Raw genomic sequence first — 18068 nt, 5'->3', positions numbered from 1 at the left:
AGACCTCGCCATGCCCACAGCCATACCCGAAGTCGCCCGAAAAGCGGCTTTTGCCCTGACTGCTTCCGCCGTGCTCCTGACCGCCGCGTGTACCGGCCGGTCCGGCTCGGGCGCCACCGACGACCCGACGAAGGACACGACCCTCACCTTCTGGCACGCCTGGAGCGCGCCGAACGAGGTGAAGGCGGTCAGGTCGCTGGTCGCCGGCTTCGAGAAGGCGCACCCCCACATCCATGTGAACGTCGTCGGCAACATGACCGACGACAAGATCAACCAGGCGCTGCGCTCCGGCGGCACCAAGGCCCCGGACGTGATCTCCTCCTTCACCACCAACAACGTGGGCAAGTTCTGCTCCTCGGGGGCGCTGGTGGATCTGAACCCGTTCTTCGAGAAGTCCGGGATCGACCCGGGGAAGACGTTCCCGAAGCCGATGAACGAGTACACGCAGTTCGACGGCAACCGCTGCTCGGTTCCGCTGCTCGGCGACGCGTACGGGCTCTACTACAACAAGACGGCGTTCGAGAAGGCCGGCATCGACAGCCCGCCGAAGACCTGGTCCGCATTCGAGGCCGACGCCAAGAAGCTGACCGTCCGCCGGGGGGACGGCTACCGACAGCTCGGGTTCATGCCGAACTACCACGGCTGGGAATCCACCACCGAGCACTACTTCGGCCAGTTCTCACCGGCCTACTTCACCGAGGACGGCAAGTCGAACCTCGCCGGGGACCCCGCTTTCGAAAAGGGCTTCACGCTCCAGAAGAAGCTGGTGGACGAACTCGGCGGATTCCGGCGGCTGGAGAGGTTCCGGGCCACCCTCGGCGACGAGTGGGGCCCCAAGCACCCCTTCCACACCGGCCAGGTCGCCATGCAGCTCGACGGCGAGTGGCGGCTCGGCATGGCCGAGGATGCGGGGACGGACTTCGAGATCGGGGTGGCCCCGCTGCCCGTCCCCGACGACCAGGCCGACCAGTACGGCAAGGGCTACCTCACCGGCACCATCGCCGGCATCGCCGCCACCAGCCACAAGCAGAACGCGGCCTGGGAGTTCGTCAAGTACATCGCCACGGACACGGACGCGGTGGTCGGCTTCGCCAACGCCCTCCACAACGTGCCCTCGACGCTCGACGCGCTGAAGTCCCCGAAGCTGAGGTACGACCCGCGGTTCAAGACCTTCCTGGACATCGCCGCCGACCCGCACTCCACCACCTCCCCCGCCTCGGTCAACGGCGGTGTGTACCTGGTGACGATCCAGCAGTTCGGCTACGACTACGAGAGCGGCAAGGTCACCGATCTGCGGGCCGGGCTGCGCAGGACGGCAGCGCAGATCGACACGGACATCGCGCAGGCCCGGTGATGAGCGCCGTCACCCTCGCGTCGAAACGCCGGCGCTCGGCCCTGCGCACACTCGCCTTCATGTCGCCGTGGCTGATCGGCTTCGCGGTCTTCTTCGCCTATCCGCTCCTCTCCACGGTCTATTTCTCCTTCATGCACTACGACGGCTTCCGGCCGCCGACGTGGAGCGGCGGGCAGAACTGGGCGTACGTCTTCGAGCACTACCCGCTGTTCTGGCCCGCCCTGCGCAACACGCTCTGGCTGGTCGTGGTGACGGTGACCCTCCGGGTGGTCTTCGGCCTCGGCACCGGGCTGCTCATCACAAAGATCAAGACCGGTACGGGGGTCTTCCGCACCCTGTTCTACCTGCCCTACCTGGCCCCGCCGGTCGCAGCGACCATGGCCTTCGCGTTCCTGCTCAACCCGGGTACGGGGCCGGTCGACTCCCTGCTGGAGCGGGCCGGTCTGCCGGCGCCGGGCTGGTTCAACGACCCCGCCTGGTCCAAGCCGGCGCTGACCCTGCTCGCCCTGTGGGGCGTGGGCGACCTGATGGTCGTCTTCATGGCCGCGCTGCTCGACGTGCCGACGGAGCAGTACGAGGCGGCCCAGCTGGACGGCGCCTCGGCCTGGCAGCGCTTCCGGTACGTCACCCTGCCGAACATCTCCCCGATCGTGATGTTCGCGGTCGTCACCGGCGTGATCCAGGCCATGCAGTACTACACGCAGCCGCTGATCGCCGGGAAGGTGGCCTCCGGCGTGATCCAGGGCGCGGGCACCCAGTTCGAGCCCGGCTACCCGGACAAGTCCACGCTCACCCTCCCCCAGCTCGTCTACAACCTGGGCTTCCAGCGCTTCGACTACGGATCGGCCTGCGTGGTGGCGCTGGTGCTGTTCGCCCTGTCGATGGCGTTCGCCGCGCTGCTGATGCGGCGCCGGGGCGGCCTGATCCAGGCAGGTGACCGACCATGACCCAGGTACTGGACCAGCCGGTGACCCCGGCACCGGTCGTCTCCCCGGCCGGACGCACCGCCCACCGCAAGGCGGTGCTGGAGTGGATCGCGGTCCACTCGCTCGGCGTCGCCGCCGCCCTGTTCTTCACGCTGCCGTTCGTGTTCGTCTTCCTCACCTCGCTGATGAGCGACAGCCAGGCCCTCAGCCGGGACCTGGTCCCGCACACCTGGGAGTGGGGCAACTACCAGAAGGTCTTCACCACGCCAGGCTTCCTGACCTGGTGGAAGAACACCCTGCTCTACGCCGGCCTGGGCACCGCCCTGACCGTGATGTCCTCGGTCCCGGTGGCGTACGCGCTCGCCAAGTTCCGCTTCCGGGGCCGCAGTCTGTCGCTCATGCTGGTGATCTCGATGATGATGCTGCCGCCGCAGGTGATCGTCATCCCGATGTACCTGTTCTGGGCGAAGCAGCTGGACCTGTCCGGCACGCTGTGGCCGCTGATCGTCCCGATGGCGTTCGGCGACGCGTTCTCCATCTTCCTGCTGCGCCAGTTCCTGCTGACGATCCCGGACGAGTACCTGGACGCGGCCAAGGTCGACGGCTGCGGCGACCTCGGGACCCTGCTGCGCATCGTGCTGCCCATGGCCCGGCCGGGCATCGCCGCCGTAGCCCTCTTCCAGTTCTTCTACGCCTGGAACGACTACTTCGGTCCGCAGATCTACGCGTCCGAGAGCCCCGGCGCCTGGACCCTGTCCTACGGCCTGGAGTCCTTCAAGGGCGCCCACCACACCGACTGGAACCTCACCATGGCCGCGACGGTGCTGGTCATGGCCCCCGTGATCCTCGTCTTCTTCTTCGCCCAGAAGGCGTTCGTCGAGGGCGTCACCCTCACCGGAGTAAAGGGTTGATCTGGTTATGAAACTCACCGTGATCGGCGGCGGCTCGACGTACACCCCGGAACTCGTCGACGGCTTCGCCCGCCTGCGCGACACCCTGCCCGTTCAGGAACTGGTCCTCATGGACCCGGCCGTGGACCGTCTGGAGCTGGTCGGCGGCCTGGCCCGCCGGATCTTCGCCAAACAGGGCCACGCCGGCCGGATCGTCACCACGTCCGACCTGGACGCGGCGGTCGACGGCGCCGACGCCGTGCTCGTGCAGCTGCGCGTCGGCGGTCAGGCGGCCCGGGAACAGGACGAGACCTGGCCGCTGGAGTGCGGCTGCATCGGGCAGGAGACCACCGGCGCGGGCGGCCTGGCGAAGGCCCTGCGCACGGTCCCGGTCGTGCTGGACATCGCCGAGCGGGTCCGCCGCACGAACCCCGGCGCCTGGATCATCGACTTCACCAACCCGGTCGGCATCGTCACCCGCGCCCTGCTCCAGGCCGGACACCGGGCGGTCGGGCTGTGCAACGTGGCGATCGGCCTCCAGCGGAAGTTCGCGGGCCTGCTCGGGGTGACACCGGCGGATGTGCATCTGGACCATGTGGGCCTCAACCACCTCACCTGGGAAACGGGTGTGCGCCTGGGCGGCCCGGCCGGTGCGAACGTCCTGCCGAAACTGCTGGCCGAGCACGGCGAGGCGATCGCCGACGACCTGCGCCTGCCTCGCCCCCTGCTGGACCGCCTCGGCGTCGTCCCCTCCTACTACCTGCGCTACTACTACGCGCACGACGAGGTCGTACGGGACCTGCGCACCAGGCCCTCCCGCGCCTCCGAGGTGGCCGCCATGGAGCGCGAGCTGCTGACGATGTACGGCGACCCGGCCCTGGACGAGAAGCCGGCCCTGCTCGCCAAGCGCGGCGGTGCTTTCTACTCGGAGGCGGCCGTGGACCTGGCGGCGGCCCTGCTGGGCGACACCGGCAGCCCCCACCAGGTCGTGAACACGCTCAACAACGGCACGCTGCCCTTCCTGCCCGACGACGCGGTGGTCGAGGTGCAGGCGGCGGTCGGCCCGGCGGGCCCGGTGCCCCTGCCGGTGCCCGCGCCGGACCCCCTGTACGCGGGCCTGATCGCGAACGTCACGGCGTACGAGGAGCTGGCCCTGGAGGCGGCCCTGCGCGGCGGCCGGGACCGCGTCTTCCGCGCGCTGCTCGCCCATCCGCTGATCGGCCAGTACGCGTACGCCGACACCCTCACCGACCGCCTCGTCGCACACAACCGGGAGCATCTCGCGTGGGCCTGACCGCACCTGACCCCCTGACGGTCCTCGCCATCGACGCGGGCAACAGCAAGACCGACGTCGCCGTGGTCACCGCCGCCGGCGAGGTGCTGGCCACGGCCCGCGGCGGCGGCTTCCGCCCCCCGGCGGTGGGCATGGCGGCGGCACTGGAGGCGCTGGCGGATCCGGTGGCCCGGGCGTTCGCGGACGCCGGCGTCACCGGCGTCACCCACGTCTCGGCCTGCCTGGCCAACGCCGACCTCCCGGTGGAGGAGGAGCAGCTGACGGCCGCGCTGCACGCGCGCGCGTGGGGCACGTCGTCGACGGTCCGCAACGACACCTTCGCGATCCTGCGCGCGGGCGTCGACGAGCCCCGCGGTGTGGCGGTGGTGTGCGGCGCCGGCATCAACTGCGTGGGCATGCGCCCCGACGGCCGTACCGCCCGCTTCCCGGCCATCGGCCGTATCTCCGGTGACTGGGGCGGCGGCTGGGGCCTGGCGGAGGAGGCGCTGTGGCACGCGGCGCGCGCGGAGGACGGGCGGGGCGAGCCGACGGCCCTGTCCCGCACCCTCCCCGCGCACTTCGGCCTGCCGACCATGTACGCCCTCATCGAGGCCCTGCACCTGGAGCTCGTCGGCAAGAGGCGGCGGCAGGAGCTGACCCCGGTCCTGTTCGCCACGGCGGCGGACGGCGACCCGGTGGCCCGTACCCTCGTCACCCGGCTCGCGGAGGAGGTCACGGTGATGGCCACGGTCGCCCTGACCCGCCTGGACCTGCTCACGCAGGAGACGCCGGTCCTCCTCGGCGGCAGTGTCCTCACCGCCGGCCACCCCCTGCTGAACGACACCATCCGCGACCTGCTGGCGGCCCGCGCCCCCATGGCCGGCGTCCGCGTGGTGACGGCGAGCCCGGTCCTGGGCGCCGCCCTGCTGGGCCTGGACCATCTGGCGGCCGGTGCGGAGGCACGGGAGCAGGCGCGGGCCCACTGGGAGAGCGCGACCGGCTGACCGCCGGACGGAACCGATCCCTTGGCACCAGCGTGTTGGTGCACAGGGGGTGGTGCGTCCGTCGGTGCGCGCCCCCGGGCACACACTGCGATCCGATCAAGATCGAGTGAAGGCCGGTGCGGATGTCAGTGCAGGCGGTGATACTGGGCGGCGAACGGATGACCATGGGGGAGGTCGAGTGACACACCCGCCGATGAGCAGTGCGGCGCCACTGTCGGCCGGTTCCGCCGGACCCGCCGGTGCCCCCGGCATCCCCGCCCAGCCCGGACCGCCCGCCGCCGTCCCGCCGGTGCCGCCCGCCCGGCGGACCGCCTTCGCCGAGGGCGTCGAGCGGCTGCGGGCCGCCGCGACGACCGAGCCGGGGCGGCTGCGGATCATCGGTGCCGTGCTGGCGCTGCTGGTCGTCGCGTTCGGGACGGTCACCGCCTGGCAGACCAGCGCGCGCTCGGCCGCCGCCGACGACGTGCTGCACCGCAGTCAGCCGCTCAGCTCCGGCGCGGCCGGCATCTACCGGTCGCTGGCCGACGCCAACACCGCCGCCTCCAGCGGATTCCTGGCGGGCGGGCAGGAGAACGCCCCCTCCAGGGACCGGTACGAGAAGGACATCCGGACGGCCGCCGCCGGGCTCGTCACCGCCGCCGCCAACGCCGAGCCCGGCTCGGCCTCCGAGGCGACCATCGCCCGGCTGAACCGGCTGCTGCCCGAGTACAAGGGCCTCATCGAGCGCGCCCGGACGTACAACCGGCAGGGCTACCCGGTGGGCGGCGCCTATCTGCGGTACGCCAACGAGAAGATGCAGAAGGAGATGCTCCCGGCGGCGGAGGACCTCTACACCACGGAGAACCGGCGGCTGGACGCCGACTACGGGGACGCGACGCCGTACCCGTGGGTGGCGATCGGGCTCGGGCTGCTCGCCCTGGCCGTGCTCGGCTGGGCCCAGCACCGCATGTACCGGCGCACCAACCGCGTCCTCAACCACGGCCTGGTCGCCGCCACCGCCGCGACCACGGTCGGCCTGCTGTGGCTGGTCGTGGGCCACGCGGTCGCCCGCTCGGGACTCGACGACTCGTACGACCACGGGATCCGGTCGCTCAACGTGCTGCACGACGCCCGGATCGCCTCCCTGAAGGCGCGCGGGAACGAGAACCTGAGCCTGGTGGCGCGCGGCGCGGAGACCGTCACGGTCGGCGGCCGGACGTACGACGCCTACTACCACGACTTCGACAAGGACATGGCCGTGCTCGGCAAGGGGCTGACCGAGGCGGCGAAACTCGCCGACGACCAGGGGGGCGGCACACCGGTCAAGGCGGCCGAGGGCAACATGACGGTGTGGAAGCAGCGCCACACCGCCGCCCGGACCGAGGACGAGAACGGCAACTACCAGCAGGCGCTGGACAAGGTGATCGGCGCGAAGGGCGCGACCGGCGAGTGCTTCGACAGCGTCGACCGCAACCTCGCCCGGGCCATCGACCACGAGCAGGCCGAGTTCCAACAGGCGGCCGGTGACGCCCGGGACGCCATGACCGGGCTGCCGGTGGGCGCCGCCGTCCTCGCGGTGCTGGGTGCGGCCGCCGCCGTCGCCGGCATCGGGCGCAGACTTTCGGAGTACCGGTGACAAGGGACAAGGCGATGGACGTGAGCCGTGCACGGGCCTCCCTGCGAGGCTGGGGCGGGGTCGCCGCCATGGCGGTGCTGTGCGCGCTGGCGCTGGCGTTCGTCCTGCTGCTGCCGCACACCCAGCAGGCGCCGGCCGCCCCGGAGCGGGCCGGGCAGAAGATCGCCACCGGCAGCCAGGTCCGCGCCGACGGCTGCGAGGACGCCACCGCGCACCAGCGGACGCCGGCCCCGTCCGGCGCGGACGGTCCGACGATCGACGCCATCAAGGCCCGTACGGGCGCCAAGCGCAAGCTGGTCGTCGGCGTCGACCAGAACAGCTACCGCTGGGGCTACCGCAATCCGAACACCGAGGGCGCCGGGCTGGAGGGCTTCGACATCGACCTCGTCCACCGGATCGCCGAGGACATCCTCGGCGACCCGGACGCGGTGCAGTTCAAGGCGATCCCGACCAGCCAGCGCATCCCGGCGATCCAGGACGGGCGCGTCGACATGGTCGTACGCACCATGACGATCACCTGTGACCGGCTGCGCCAGGCCGCCTTCTCCGCCCCCTACTTCAAGACCGGGCAGCAGGTCCTCGCGCCCAAGTCGTCCCCGGTGACCGGCTACAACGACTCGCTTGCGGACAAGAAGGTGTGCACGGCGGCCGGTTCGACCGGGTACGCCAAGCTGGACGCCGACAAGAAGGCCGGCCGGCTGCCCGCCTCCACCGACATCTCCACCACCGTCCCGAACCAGCTCGACTGCCTGGTCCGGCTCCAGCTCGGCGAGGTGGACGCCGTGGTGACCGACGGCGCGCTCGCCGCGAGCCAGGCCGCCCAGGACCCGACCGTCGAGCTGAAGGGCGAGGCGTTCACGACCGAGTACTACGGCGTGGCGATGAAGAAGGACGCCACCGATCTGGTACGCCGGGTCAATCGCGTTCTGGTGGACTATCGCGCGCACGGCTGGCAGACGTCGTACGACGACTGGCTGTCGGCGACACTGGGCAAGGACTCGGCCGCGTCGAAGCCGCCCGCGCCGCAGTACCTGCGCACGAGTTGAGCAGCATCCGACCGGAACAGACAGCGAGCGAGAGGTGATCGATGGGCGTCACGGACCCCGCCGGGCCGGTGATGGACCGGGACGAGGTGGACCGTGCGCTGGCGCGGCTCGGCCAGGAACACGAGGCGATCGAGACCTCGCTGCTGGCCCTCCAGGACCACGCGGGCCGCAGACTCCTCGAGGGTGCCGAACTGACCGGCGTCACCAAGGAGCGCTGGCAGGCCACGGAGGCACAGATCACCCTGCTGTGGACGTACTTCGACGCCTACACGGCCACGCTGCGCGGCGCGCGTGAGATCCGCGCCCGGCGCCGCTGGGCCAGCCGGGAGGACCTGGCGCAGCTGACCGAGCTGCTGCGCGGCCCGTCGGTGACCGTCCCCGGCGGCGGGAACGGCAGGCTCAGCGAGACGTTCTCGCTGTCCGCCCTGGTGGGCCGGATGAACGAGCTGTACGCGACGAGCCTGGACATGATCGTCGCCGCCGACGCGGTCTGGTCGGCGCTGCCCGCGCGGATCGATCTACTCGCCGCGGAACTCCAGCGCACCCGCTCTCTCGCGCACTCCGTGGGGGTACGCCCCGGCGAACACCCGGCCGGCGACGACCTGGAGCGGATCACCCGCACGCTGACCAGGTTGCGCGAGAACGTCGTCACCGACCCGCTCGCCTTCTGGGTGCCGGCCGAGGGCAGTTCGGCGCCCGGCGGCGGCCGCCCGGACACCACGGTGTACGACCGTGAGGCGCGCGCCCTGGAGGACGTGCGGCGGGAGATCGACGCCGTGCTGACCGTGCGCCAGGACGCGGAGGCGCGGCTGATCCGGCTGCGGGACGTGCTCTCGCGCGCGGACCGCACCCTCGCCGAGGCCCGTGCCGCGCGCGGCGAGGTGCTGGCGAAGATCGCCGCGACCGAGGTGCCGGTGGTGAGCGGGCCGCCGACCGCGCTGCAGGAGCAGCTGGCGGCCGCCGCGGAGTACCGCAGGCAGGCCCAGTGGCACCGGCTCTCCCCGCTGCTGGAGTCCCTGGAAAGCAAGGCCGAGGACGAACTGCTGCGCGCCCGCGAGTCGTTGACCGCGGTCACCGCGCCGCTCGCGGTCCGCGCCGAGCTGCGCGGCCGGCTCGACGCCTACAAGGCGAAGATCGCCCGGCACGGTCTCGCGGAGGACCCGCTGCTGGTCGAGCGGTACGACGCGGCCCGCCGCATGCTGTGGAGCGCGCCCTGCGACCTGCGCGTGGCCGAACAGGCCGTGCTGCGCTATCAGCAGGCGGCGGCCGAACTGCTCGGCAGCGGGAGCGGGCCTCAGGATGCTAGGGGGGACCAGTCATGAGTCAGCCGGGGCAGACCTGCCAGCGGCCGGACTGCGGCGGGACGTACGAGGACGTCGGCGGCGGCGAGCTGTACTGCGACACGTGCGGTCTCGCACCGGTCGTGTCGGCGACCGGCATGGTGGGCTCGCCGCCCACCGGGATCACCAGGGGCTCGGCCGACAGCGGCAGCTCCCGCAGTTCCCGCACGTCCTCGCAGTCCTCGAAGTCGCGCCGCTCGGTCTCCGGCCGGCTCTCCCGGTCGCTGTCGGGGAAGTCCACCGGCCGCTCGGTGTCGGTGCGCAGCTCGGGTTCCTCGTCCGGCACGTCCACGCGCGGGCGGCTGGGCGCCGGGCTGGTCTCCGTGCCGCAGGTGCCGCGGCCCGACCCGCGCTCGATGGTGCTGGAGAACCCGGAGGTGCCCGAGCGCAAGCGGTTCTGCTCGCGGTCGGACTGCGGGGCGCCGGTGGGCCGGGCCCGGGGCGACCGGCCGGGCCGCACGGAAGGTTTCTGCACCAAGTGCGGGCACCCGTACTCCTTCGTGCCCAAGCTGCGCGCCGGGGACATCGTGCACGGCCAGTACGAGGTCGCGGGCTGCCTCGCGCACGGCGGGCTCGGCTGGATCTACCTCGCGGTGGACCGGGCCGTCTCCGACCGCTGGGTGGTGCTCAAGGGCCTGCTGGACACCGGTGACCAGGACGCGATGGCGGCGGCGATCTCCGAGCGGCGGTTCCTCGCGGAGATCGAGCACGCCAACATCGTGCGGATCTACAACTTCGTGGAGCACCTGGACCAGCGCACCGGCTCCCTCGACGGCTACATCGTCATGGAGTACGTCGGCGGCAAGTCGCTGAAGGAGATCGCCAACGGCCGCCGGGGACCCGACGGCCGGCGCGATCCGCTGCCGGTGGAGCAGGCGTGCGCGTACGGCATCGAGGCCCTGGAGGCACTCGGCCATCTGCACAGCCGGAACCTGCTGTACTGCGACTTCAAGGTCGACAACGCCATCCAGACCGAGGACCAGCTCAAGCTGATCGACATGGGCGCGGTCCGCAGGATGGACGACGAGGAGTCGGCCATCTACGGCACGGTCGGCTACCAGGCGCCGGAGGTGGCCGAGGTCGGCCCGTCGGTGGCGAGTGACCTGTACACGGTGGGCCGTACGCTCGCCGTCCTCACCTTCGACTTCCAGGGCTACACGAACGTCTACATCGACTCCCTGCCCGACCCCGACACCATCGAGGTCTTCCGCCGTTACGAGTCGTTCTACCGGCTCCTGGTGCGCGCCACCGACCCCGACCCGGCCCGCCGGTTCGCCTCCGCGCAGGAGATGGCCGAGCAGCTGACGGGCGTGCTGCGGGAGGTCGTCGCACTCCAGAGCGGGCAGCCGCGGCCCGCGCTGTCGACGCTGTTCGCACCCGAAGTGAAGGTCACCGACACGGAGTTGTTCCCGCACCTGGACGGGGACGTGTCCCGGCTCGGCGGGCGGCCGGTGCGGAAGGCCGGGACCGCCGCTCCCGCGCTCGGCCCGGCGGCACTCGTCAAGCCGGTCGACACGCCGGCCGCGGCGCTCGCCCTGCCGGTGCCGCTGGTCGACCCGACCGATCCCAACGCCGGTTTCCTGGCGGGCCTGATGACCTCCGCGCCGGCCGAACTGATCGGCGCGCTGGCCGCGGCCCCCGCCCAGACGGTGGAGACCCGGCTGCGGCAGATCCGCGCCCGGCTGGAGAGCGGCGACCACCAGGGCGCGCTGATGAGCCTTGCCACGTTGGACTCCTCGACACCGGCTGAGGTGCCCCAGAGGCTGGACGATGTCTACGTGCAGCCCGACGACTGGCGGGTGGTGTGGTGTCGGGGGGTGGCCGCCCTGGTCACCGGTGACTTCGAGGGAGCCGCGCTCGCCTTCGACGCGATCTACGACGCCTTCCCCGGTGAGGCCGCGCCCAAGCTGGCGCTCGGCCTGTGTGCGGAGGTGCTGGGCCAGTTGGACAACGCGGCCGAGTACTACCGCCTGGTGTGGACGAGCGACCCGAGCTTTGTGAGCGCCGCGTTCGGCCTGGCCCGGGTGCGGCTCGCGGCCGGGGACCGGCAGGGTGCCGTACGGACCCTGGAGTCGGTGCCGGAGTCCTCCATCCACTACACGGCCGCCCGGGTCGCCGCCGTCCGGGCGCGGCTCAGACAGCGCACGGCGAGCGCCGGTGACGTACCGTTCCTGGACGACCTGACGGCCGCCGCCGGGCAGGTCGAGGCGCTCCAGGCGTACGGCCTGGACCCGGCCCGGCGCGAGCGGCTGGCGACGGAAGTGCTCGGCTGTGCGCTGGACTGGATACTCTCCGGAGGCCAGGGCACCGGCCCCGCCGCCGGAGCCCGGGTGCTGCTGGGCAGCGGTCTGGACGAGCGGGGCCTGCGCTTCGGACTGGAGCGCGCGTACCGCACGCTGGCCCGGCTGGCGCCCGGCGGTGAAGAGAGGATCGAGCTGGTGGAACGGGCCAACCGTTACCGCCCCCGGACGTGGGTGTAGTCGATGTCGCAGATGCCCCGGCAGGCCGCACTGCCGAAGTGCCCGAGCTGCGCGGAACCCGTGGAGTCGGGTGACCTGTTCTGCGGAGCGTGCGGACAGGACCTCTCGGTGGTGCCCGAACCACCGCAGGACCATCCGACGCTCACCATGACGGGCTCCGCCGCGCCGGGGGACGGCGTCGCCTGGCCCGACCCCGACCCGGCCGGCTCCGGCGCCCCGTCCGCGGCGCATCTGCCGACGGACCTGCCCGGCACCGACTCCGGTGACACGCCGCTGCCGGGTCACGAGCCGGACCCCGAGCGGTCCACCGGTTCCGGGGTGCGGTTCGACCGGCCGGCGGAGCCCGAGGAGTACCCGCTGCAGGCACCGGATCCACGGCTGGCCGCCGGTGCCGCCGCCCCGGCCGAGCCCGCGCAGCTCTGTGTGGCCTGCCGGGCGGGCCGGGTGGACAGCGACGGCTACTGCGAGAACTGCGGGCACGCCCAGCCGCGCGAACGCGACCACGTCGAGCGGGAGTCGGGCCCGGTGGCCGCCGTCAGCGACCGCGGGCTGCGCCACCACCGCAACGAGGACGCCTTCGCCGTCGGCCACACCACGCTGCCCGACGGCACTCCGGCGGCGGTGGCGATCGTCTGCGACGGCGTGTCCTCCGCGACCCGCCCCGACGACGCCTCGCTGGCCGCCTCCCAGGTCGCCGGTGACAGCCTGCTGGCCGCCCTGCCCCGCGGCACCCATCCGCAGCAGGCGATGCACGAGGCGATCGTCGCCGCCGCGCAGGCCGTCAACGCGCTCGCCGAGGAGCCCGCCACGGCCCGCGAGCACGCCCCGCACCAGAACGCGCCGGCGTGCACGATCGTCGGGGCGGTGGTCACCTCCGGGCTGCTGGTCGTCGGCTGGGTCGGCGACAGCCGCGCCTACTGGGTGCCCACCGACCGCGGCGCACCGCCCGCCCGGCTGACCGAGGACGACTCCTGGGCCGCGCAGATGGTCGCCGCCGGCCTGATGAGCGAGGCCGAGGCGTACGCCGACGAGCGGGCCCACGCGATCACCGGCTGGCTCGGCGCGGACGCCTACGAACTGGAGCCGCACACCGCCTCCTTCAAGCCGGACCGGCCCGGTGCCGTGGTGGTCTGCACCGACGGACTGTGGAACTACGCCGAGTCGGCCGAGGAGATGTCGGAGGTGGTCCCGCCGGACGCGGCGGTCCGTCCGCTGCACAGCGCGCGGGTCCTGGTCGGGCACGCCCTGGACGGCGGGGGCCACGACAACGTAACAGTGGCGGTCCTGCCGTTCCCGGCGCCGCCGCAGGGGGCAGTATCGGCCTGAGGGCCGTACAGCACGGGGATACGGCACGGGGAAGCCGGGGCGGACCGGAGGGGACCGGTCCGCTCACAGTCATCGCCTCGCGTCAGCGAGGGGTCCGAGGGGGATGCGATCAAGCATGGCCAATTTCGCGAAGTCGAACGTGCCGCGGTTCTCGGTGGACGTCTACCAGAACGAGTACCTGCCCGAGGGCGGCAGCGAGGTCAACGCCATCGTCACGGTGACCGCGACCGGCGGCGGCACCATCGGCAGCGCGGTCTCCGCGCCCGTGTACCCGCCGGGACGGCAGCCGGCCGCCGCCGTGGCGATCATGGTCGACTGCTCGGGCTCCATGGACTATCCGCCGGCCAAGATGCGGGGCGCCCGGGACGCCACGGCGGCCGCGATCGACACCCTGCGCGACGGCACCCACTTCGCGGTGATCGGCGGCACCCATGTGGCCAAGGAGGTGTATCCGGGCGGCGGACGGCTCGCGGTCGCCGACGCCACCACCCGCGAGCAGGCCAAGCAGGCGCTGCGCCGGCTGAGCGCGGGCGGCGGTACCGCCATCGGCACCTGGCTGCGGCTCGCCGACCGGCTGCTGTCCGCGGCGGACGTCACCATCCGGCACGGCATCCTGCTCACCGACGGCCGCAACGAACACGAGTCACCGGAGGATCTGCGGGCCGCGCTGAACGAGTGCGCCGGGCGGTTCACCTGTGACGCGCGGGGCGTGGGTACCGACTGGGAAGTGAAAGAAGTCACAGGGATCGCCTCCGCGCTGCTCGGCACCGCCGACATCGTCGCCGACCCGGCGGGCCTCGCCGCCGACTTCACGCGGATGATGGAGACGGCGATGGGCAAGGAGGTCGCCGACGTCGCCCTGCGGGTGTGGACGCCGGTCGGCACGACCATCCGGTTCGTCAAGCAAGTCGCCCCGAGCATGGAGGACTTGACCGCCCGCCGCACCGAAGCCGGGCCGCGTGCCGGGGACTACCCGACCGGGTCCTGGGGTGACGAGTCCCGCGACTACCACCTGTGCGTGTCCGTCCCGCCGGCCGGACTCGGCCAGGAGATGCTCGCCGCGCGTGTCTCCCTGGTCATGCCACAAGCGGACGGAACGGCACAAACCCTCGGCGCACAGGGGCTCGTACGAGCCGTGTGGACCGACGACATGACCGCCTCCACCTCGATCAGCCCGCAAGTCGCCCACTACACCGGGCAGGCCGAACTGTCCCAAGCCATCCAGCAAGGTCTCGACCTTCGCAAAGCGGGCGATTTCGATGGAGCAACCGCCAAACTGGGGCGCGCAGTTCAGCTCGCGAGCGCCTCGGGGAACGCGGATACTGCGAAACTGCTTGCGAAGGTGGTGGACGTGGTCGACGCCGCGACAGGTACTGTGCGGTTGAAGACGAGGGTCGCGGAGGCGGATGAGATGACTCTGGAGACCCGGTCCACAAAGACTGTTCGTGTAAAGAAGTGACGCTGCCACAAGCCAGCGGACATCGAGACGGACCCTCAGGAGAAGGGGAAGCACCGACATGCCGACCTGCCCGAACGGACACCAGTCGGGTTCCGACGACTGGTGCGAGGTCTGCGGTCACCGCATGGCCGGTGCCGTACCTCCGCCCCCTCCGCCGCCGCCCCCGGCCGCCGGCGGCTACGGCTTCCCGCCGCCCGCCGGCCCGAGCGGTCCCGGTGGACAGACGGGCGGGGGACGGCCGCACCCGGCCGCCGGGCCCGCCCCGGAGCCGGAGCTGTGCCCGCAGTGCCGTACGCCTCGCGAGGGCGGCGCGCCCTTCTGCGAGGAGTGCCGGTGGAACTTCCTGACCAACACGGCGACCTCCTACACCCCGGCCGCCCCGCGCTCGCCGCAGCCGCGGTTCCAGCCGCCGAGCGCGACGTACGGCAGCGGTGACGGGTACGAGTACCAGGGCTCCCGGCCCTCGCAGGTGAACCGGCCCGCCGAGCCGATCCCGTCCTTCGGCAGCGAGCCGTCGGGTCCGACGCCGTTCGGCGGCGAGCGCCGCCCGTCCGGCCCGCCGACCTCCCCCGGCCCCGCGGGCGCGCCTCCCTTCGGAGCAGGCAGCCAGCGCCCGCCGGGCCCACCGCCGAGCTTCGGCCAGGGGCCTGGTCCGGGTCAGAGTCAGGGACCGGGGCACGGTCAGGGCCCGGGTCAGGGTCACGGACCGGGGCACGGTCACGGTCCGGGCCAAGGCCCAGGTCACGGTCAGGGTCAGGGCCCCGGTCAGCGTTCCGGTGGTCCGTCCGGCCCCTCCGGCTTCGGCGGCGGTCCCGGACAGGGTCCCGGCACCGGTGGTCCCTCCGGCTTCGGCGGCGGCCCGGGGCAAGGTCCCGGCACCGGTGGTCCCTCCGGCTTCGGCGGCGGCCCGGGGCAAGGTCCCGGCACCGGTGGTCCCTCCGGCTTCGGCGGCGGCCCGGGACAGGGTCCCGGCAATCCCTCCGGTCCGGCGCCCTTCGGGCGGGAGCCCTCCGGTCCTGGTGCGCCCACTCCGCCCGGTCCCGCCGGCTTCGGCGGTGACCCCTCCCGTCCCATGCCGCCACCGCCCGGGCCGACGCCGCACGCCGGTCCCGGCGGTGCCTCGCAGGCGTTCCAGCAGTCCGGGACGTCGGCGCCGCCGGCGTACCCGCGGGACAACGGCCGGCCCCCGGCCGGCGGTCCGTCCTCCGGCGGCCCCTCCTTCGGCGGCGGGGACGACGACTGGGTGATCTCCCCGCCCTCGGGCCCCGGCCCGGGCGGACCGGGGCAGGGACCGGGTCAGGGCCAGGGCCCCGGCGGTCAGGGCGGCGGGTACGGCTACCCGCAGCCCGGCGCCACCCAGGCCCCGCCCGGACCGGGCGGCTTCCCGCAGGCTCCGCAGACGCCACAGCCGACCACGTGGACCGCGACCATCGGCCCGGACCGCGAGTACTTCATGGTGATGATGCAGCGCTCCGGCCCCGAGGCCGCGGGCCTGAACCTGCCCGCGTACTCCCCGGAGCAGCAGCGCAGGCTCACCGGCAACCAGGTCACCATCGGCCGCCGCCGGCACTCCACCGGCGACACCCCCGACATCGACCTGTCGGTGCCGCCGGAGGACCCGGGCGTCTCGCACCAGCACGCGGTGCTGGTGCAGCAGCCGGACGGCGGCTGGGCGGTCGTCGACCAGAACTCGACGAACGGCACCACGGTCAACATGTCGGAGGAGCCGATCCAGCCGTTCGTGCCGGTGCCGCTCCAGGACGGCGACCGGGTGCACGTGGGCGCCTGGACGACGATCACCGTCCGCCGGGGCTGAGCGAGGACGAGCGGACGGCTACGGGAGGGGCCAGGAGTACGGCCCCTCCGGGTCGTCCAGCCACGCCCAGGTGTGTCCGCCGCCGACCGTGACGCCGTACCGGCCGCGGTCCGGTTCGCCCTCGCGCTCCCACAACGCGTACGCCTCCTGCGGACCGAGGGTGCTCCGGGTCAGCGCGAGGAGGAAGCGGAACGGCTCCTGCTCGCGGGCCCGGCTGGGCAGCCCGGCCGGCGAGACGCACTCCGGCTCTCCCCTGCCCTCGCCGCGCAGGGGCACGAAGAAGGCGGCCGTGGGCAGGAAACGGCCCTCCGCGTGTTCGGCGTCCCGCACGGTCAGGGCGAGCAGCCCGGTGGCGAGCGGGGTGAGGACGCGTGCGCCGGGGCGGCACTGGGCGAGCCAGGCGTGCGGGACGGTCGGCAGTTCGCAGGTGGCGATGATCCGGTCGAAGGGGGCGCGTTCGGGTACTCCGCGGGCCCCGTCGCCGGTGACGACGACGGGGCGGTGACCGGCCGCCGCGAGGTGCCGACGGGCCGATTCGGTGATCTCCGGCTCCAGGTCGATGGTGGTGACGAGGTCGTCGGCGCCGAGCCGGCGGGCGAGCAGGGCCGCGTTGTAGCCGGTGCCGGCGCCCACCTCCAGGACCCGGTTGCCGTCCTCGACGCGCAGGGCGACCAGCATCCGGGCCATCAGGGAGGGCTGGCTGCTGGAGGAGAGCAGCCGGCCGTCGCGCAGCCGGGTGGCCAGCGGTACGTCCGCGTAGGCGCCGCGCACCCAGCGCTCCCGGGCCGCCGGCTCGGGGCTCTCGCCCCAGCGGCGTTCGTAGCCGCGGGGCCCGGCGACGTAGTAGTACGGCACGAAGAGGTGCCGGGGCACCGTGGCGAACGCCTCCCGCCACACCGGGTCCTCGTCCCAGGCCCCGTCGGCGTCGATCTCCCGCACCAGCGCGGCCCGCGCCGCGGCGGCGAGCTCCTCGGTCTCGGTGTCGTAGGCGCCCATATGTCCACAGTAGGGGCGGGCGGGCCTGGTCCTAAGCCTTGAGTCCTGGGTCACCGGGTCTGAGACGATGGACTGGTGAATGAGATTCGGCGCGGCACGCTTCAGGAGCAGACCTTCTACGAGCAGGTCGGCGGGGAGGAGACCTTCCGCCGGCTCGTCCACCGTTTCTACGAGGGAGTCGCCGAGGACCCGATCCTGCGGCCGATGTACCCGGAGGAGGAGCTGGGTCCCGCCGAGGAGCGGCTGGCCCTGTTCCTGATGCAGTACTGGGGCGGCCCCACCACGTACAGCGAGAACCGCGGCCACCCCCGGCTGCGCATGCGGCACGCCCCGTTCACCGTGGACCGGGCGGCGCACGACGCCTGGCTGCGGCACATGCGGACGGCCGTCGACGAGCTGGGCCTGTCCGAGGAGCACGAGCGGACGCTGTGGAACTACCTGACGTACGCCGCCGCGTCGATGGTGAACACGCCGGACTGACAGGTCGTCACTGAAGGTCGGATTCCGGTCACGCGTCGCCGTATTCCGATCACAATCCGGTAT

At 72.7% G+C, this 18068-nt stretch carries 14 protein-coding genes; 13 read left to right on the top strand and 1 reads right to left on the bottom strand.

The window, feature by feature from the left end:
- The first annotated feature begins 10 nt into the window (after positions 1–10).
- The 12 genes from ACZ7DL_RS09785 to ACZ7DL_RS09730 all read left to right on the top strand — a co-directional run bounded on the left by ACZ7DL_RS09785 (position 11) and on the right by ACZ7DL_RS09730 (position 16529).
- Positions 11–1354: an ABC transporter substrate-binding protein gene (locus tag ACZ7DL_RS09785; RefSeq protein WP_470772914.1), complete on the top strand. Its 1344-nt coding sequence runs from the start codon at positions 11–13 to the stop codon at positions 1352–1354.
- Positions 1354–2301, top strand: a complete 948-nt coding sequence (locus tag ACZ7DL_RS09780; protein ID WP_470772913.1) for a carbohydrate ABC transporter permease — start codon at positions 1354–1356, stop codon at positions 2299–2301. The genes ACZ7DL_RS09785 and ACZ7DL_RS09780 overlap by 1 nt, the downstream gene beginning before the upstream one ends.
- Positions 2298–3191, top strand: coding sequence for a carbohydrate ABC transporter permease (locus ACZ7DL_RS09775; protein WP_470772911.1), 894 nt, complete (start codon positions 2298–2300; stop codon positions 3189–3191). The genes ACZ7DL_RS09780 and ACZ7DL_RS09775 overlap by 4 nt, the downstream gene beginning before the upstream one ends.
- 7 nt (positions 3192–3198) lie before the next feature.
- Positions 3199–4464 carry a 6-phospho-beta-glucosidase gene (locus ACZ7DL_RS09770; protein WP_470772910.1) on the top strand — a complete coding sequence of 422 codons (1266 nt, stop codon included), beginning with the start codon at positions 3199–3201 and terminating at the stop codon, positions 4462–4464.
- Complete coding sequence (locus ACZ7DL_RS09765; protein WP_470772909.1) at positions 4455–5447, top strand: N-acetylglucosamine kinase; 993 nt, start codon at positions 4455–4457, stop codon at positions 5445–5447. Before ACZ7DL_RS09770 ends, ACZ7DL_RS09765 begins: the two co-directional genes overlap by 10 nt.
- Before the next feature lie 193 nt (positions 5448–5640).
- Positions 5641–7062, top strand: coding sequence for a hypothetical protein (locus ACZ7DL_RS09760; protein ID WP_470772907.1), 1422 nt, complete (start codon positions 5641–5643; stop codon positions 7060–7062).
- A gap of 14 nt (positions 7063–7076) precedes the next feature.
- The gene (locus ACZ7DL_RS09755; protein WP_470772905.1) at positions 7077–8108 is read left to right on the top strand and encodes a glutamate ABC transporter substrate-binding protein; all 1032 of its coding nucleotides are present in this window, start codon (positions 7077–7079) and stop codon (positions 8106–8108) included.
- Between the two features lie 41 nt (positions 8109–8149).
- Entirely contained in the window at positions 8150–9430 is a 1281-nt protein-coding gene (locus ACZ7DL_RS09750; protein WP_470772903.1) for a hypothetical protein, read from the top strand.
- Positions 9427–11928, top strand: coding sequence for a serine/threonine-protein kinase (locus ACZ7DL_RS09745; RefSeq protein WP_470772902.1), 2502 nt, complete (start codon positions 9427–9429; stop codon positions 11926–11928). The genes ACZ7DL_RS09750 and ACZ7DL_RS09745 overlap by 4 nt, the downstream gene beginning before the upstream one ends.
- A 3-nt stretch (positions 11929–11931) precedes the next feature.
- On the top strand, positions 11932–13254 hold the full coding sequence (locus tag ACZ7DL_RS09740) for a PP2C family serine/threonine-protein phosphatase (protein WP_470772901.1): 1323 nt from the start codon (positions 11932–11934) through the stop codon (positions 13252–13254).
- 115 nt (positions 13255–13369) lie between these two features.
- Positions 13370–14713, top strand: a complete 1344-nt coding sequence (locus ACZ7DL_RS09735; RefSeq protein WP_470772899.1) for a vWA domain-containing protein — start codon at positions 13370–13372, stop codon at positions 14711–14713.
- Positions 14714–15182: 469 nt separating this feature from the next.
- Positions 15183–16529, top strand: a complete 1347-nt coding sequence (locus ACZ7DL_RS09730) for an FHA domain-containing protein (RefSeq protein WP_470773566.1) — start codon at positions 15183–15185, stop codon at positions 16527–16529.
- 18 nt (positions 16530–16547) lie between these two features.
- Here the strand turns inward: ACZ7DL_RS09730 and ACZ7DL_RS09725 are convergent, their stop codons facing one another.
- On the bottom strand, positions 16548–17525 hold the full coding sequence (locus tag ACZ7DL_RS09725; protein WP_470772897.1) for a methyltransferase domain-containing protein: 978 nt from the start codon (positions 17523–17525) through the stop codon (positions 16548–16550).
- A 75-nt stretch (positions 17526–17600) separates the two neighbouring features.
- On the opposite strand from ACZ7DL_RS09725, the gene ACZ7DL_RS09720 reads away from it, so the two are divergent.
- Positions 17601–18005, top strand: a complete 405-nt coding sequence (locus ACZ7DL_RS09720; protein ID WP_470772895.1) for a globin — start codon at positions 17601–17603, stop codon at positions 18003–18005.
- The last annotated feature ends 63 nt before the right edge of the window (positions 18006–18068 follow it).

This window comes from Streptomyces sp. NPDC036984 (assembly GCF_055607665.1).
Note: the sequence above shows the minus strand (reverse complement) of the source record. Positions and strands in the feature narration are given on the sequence as shown.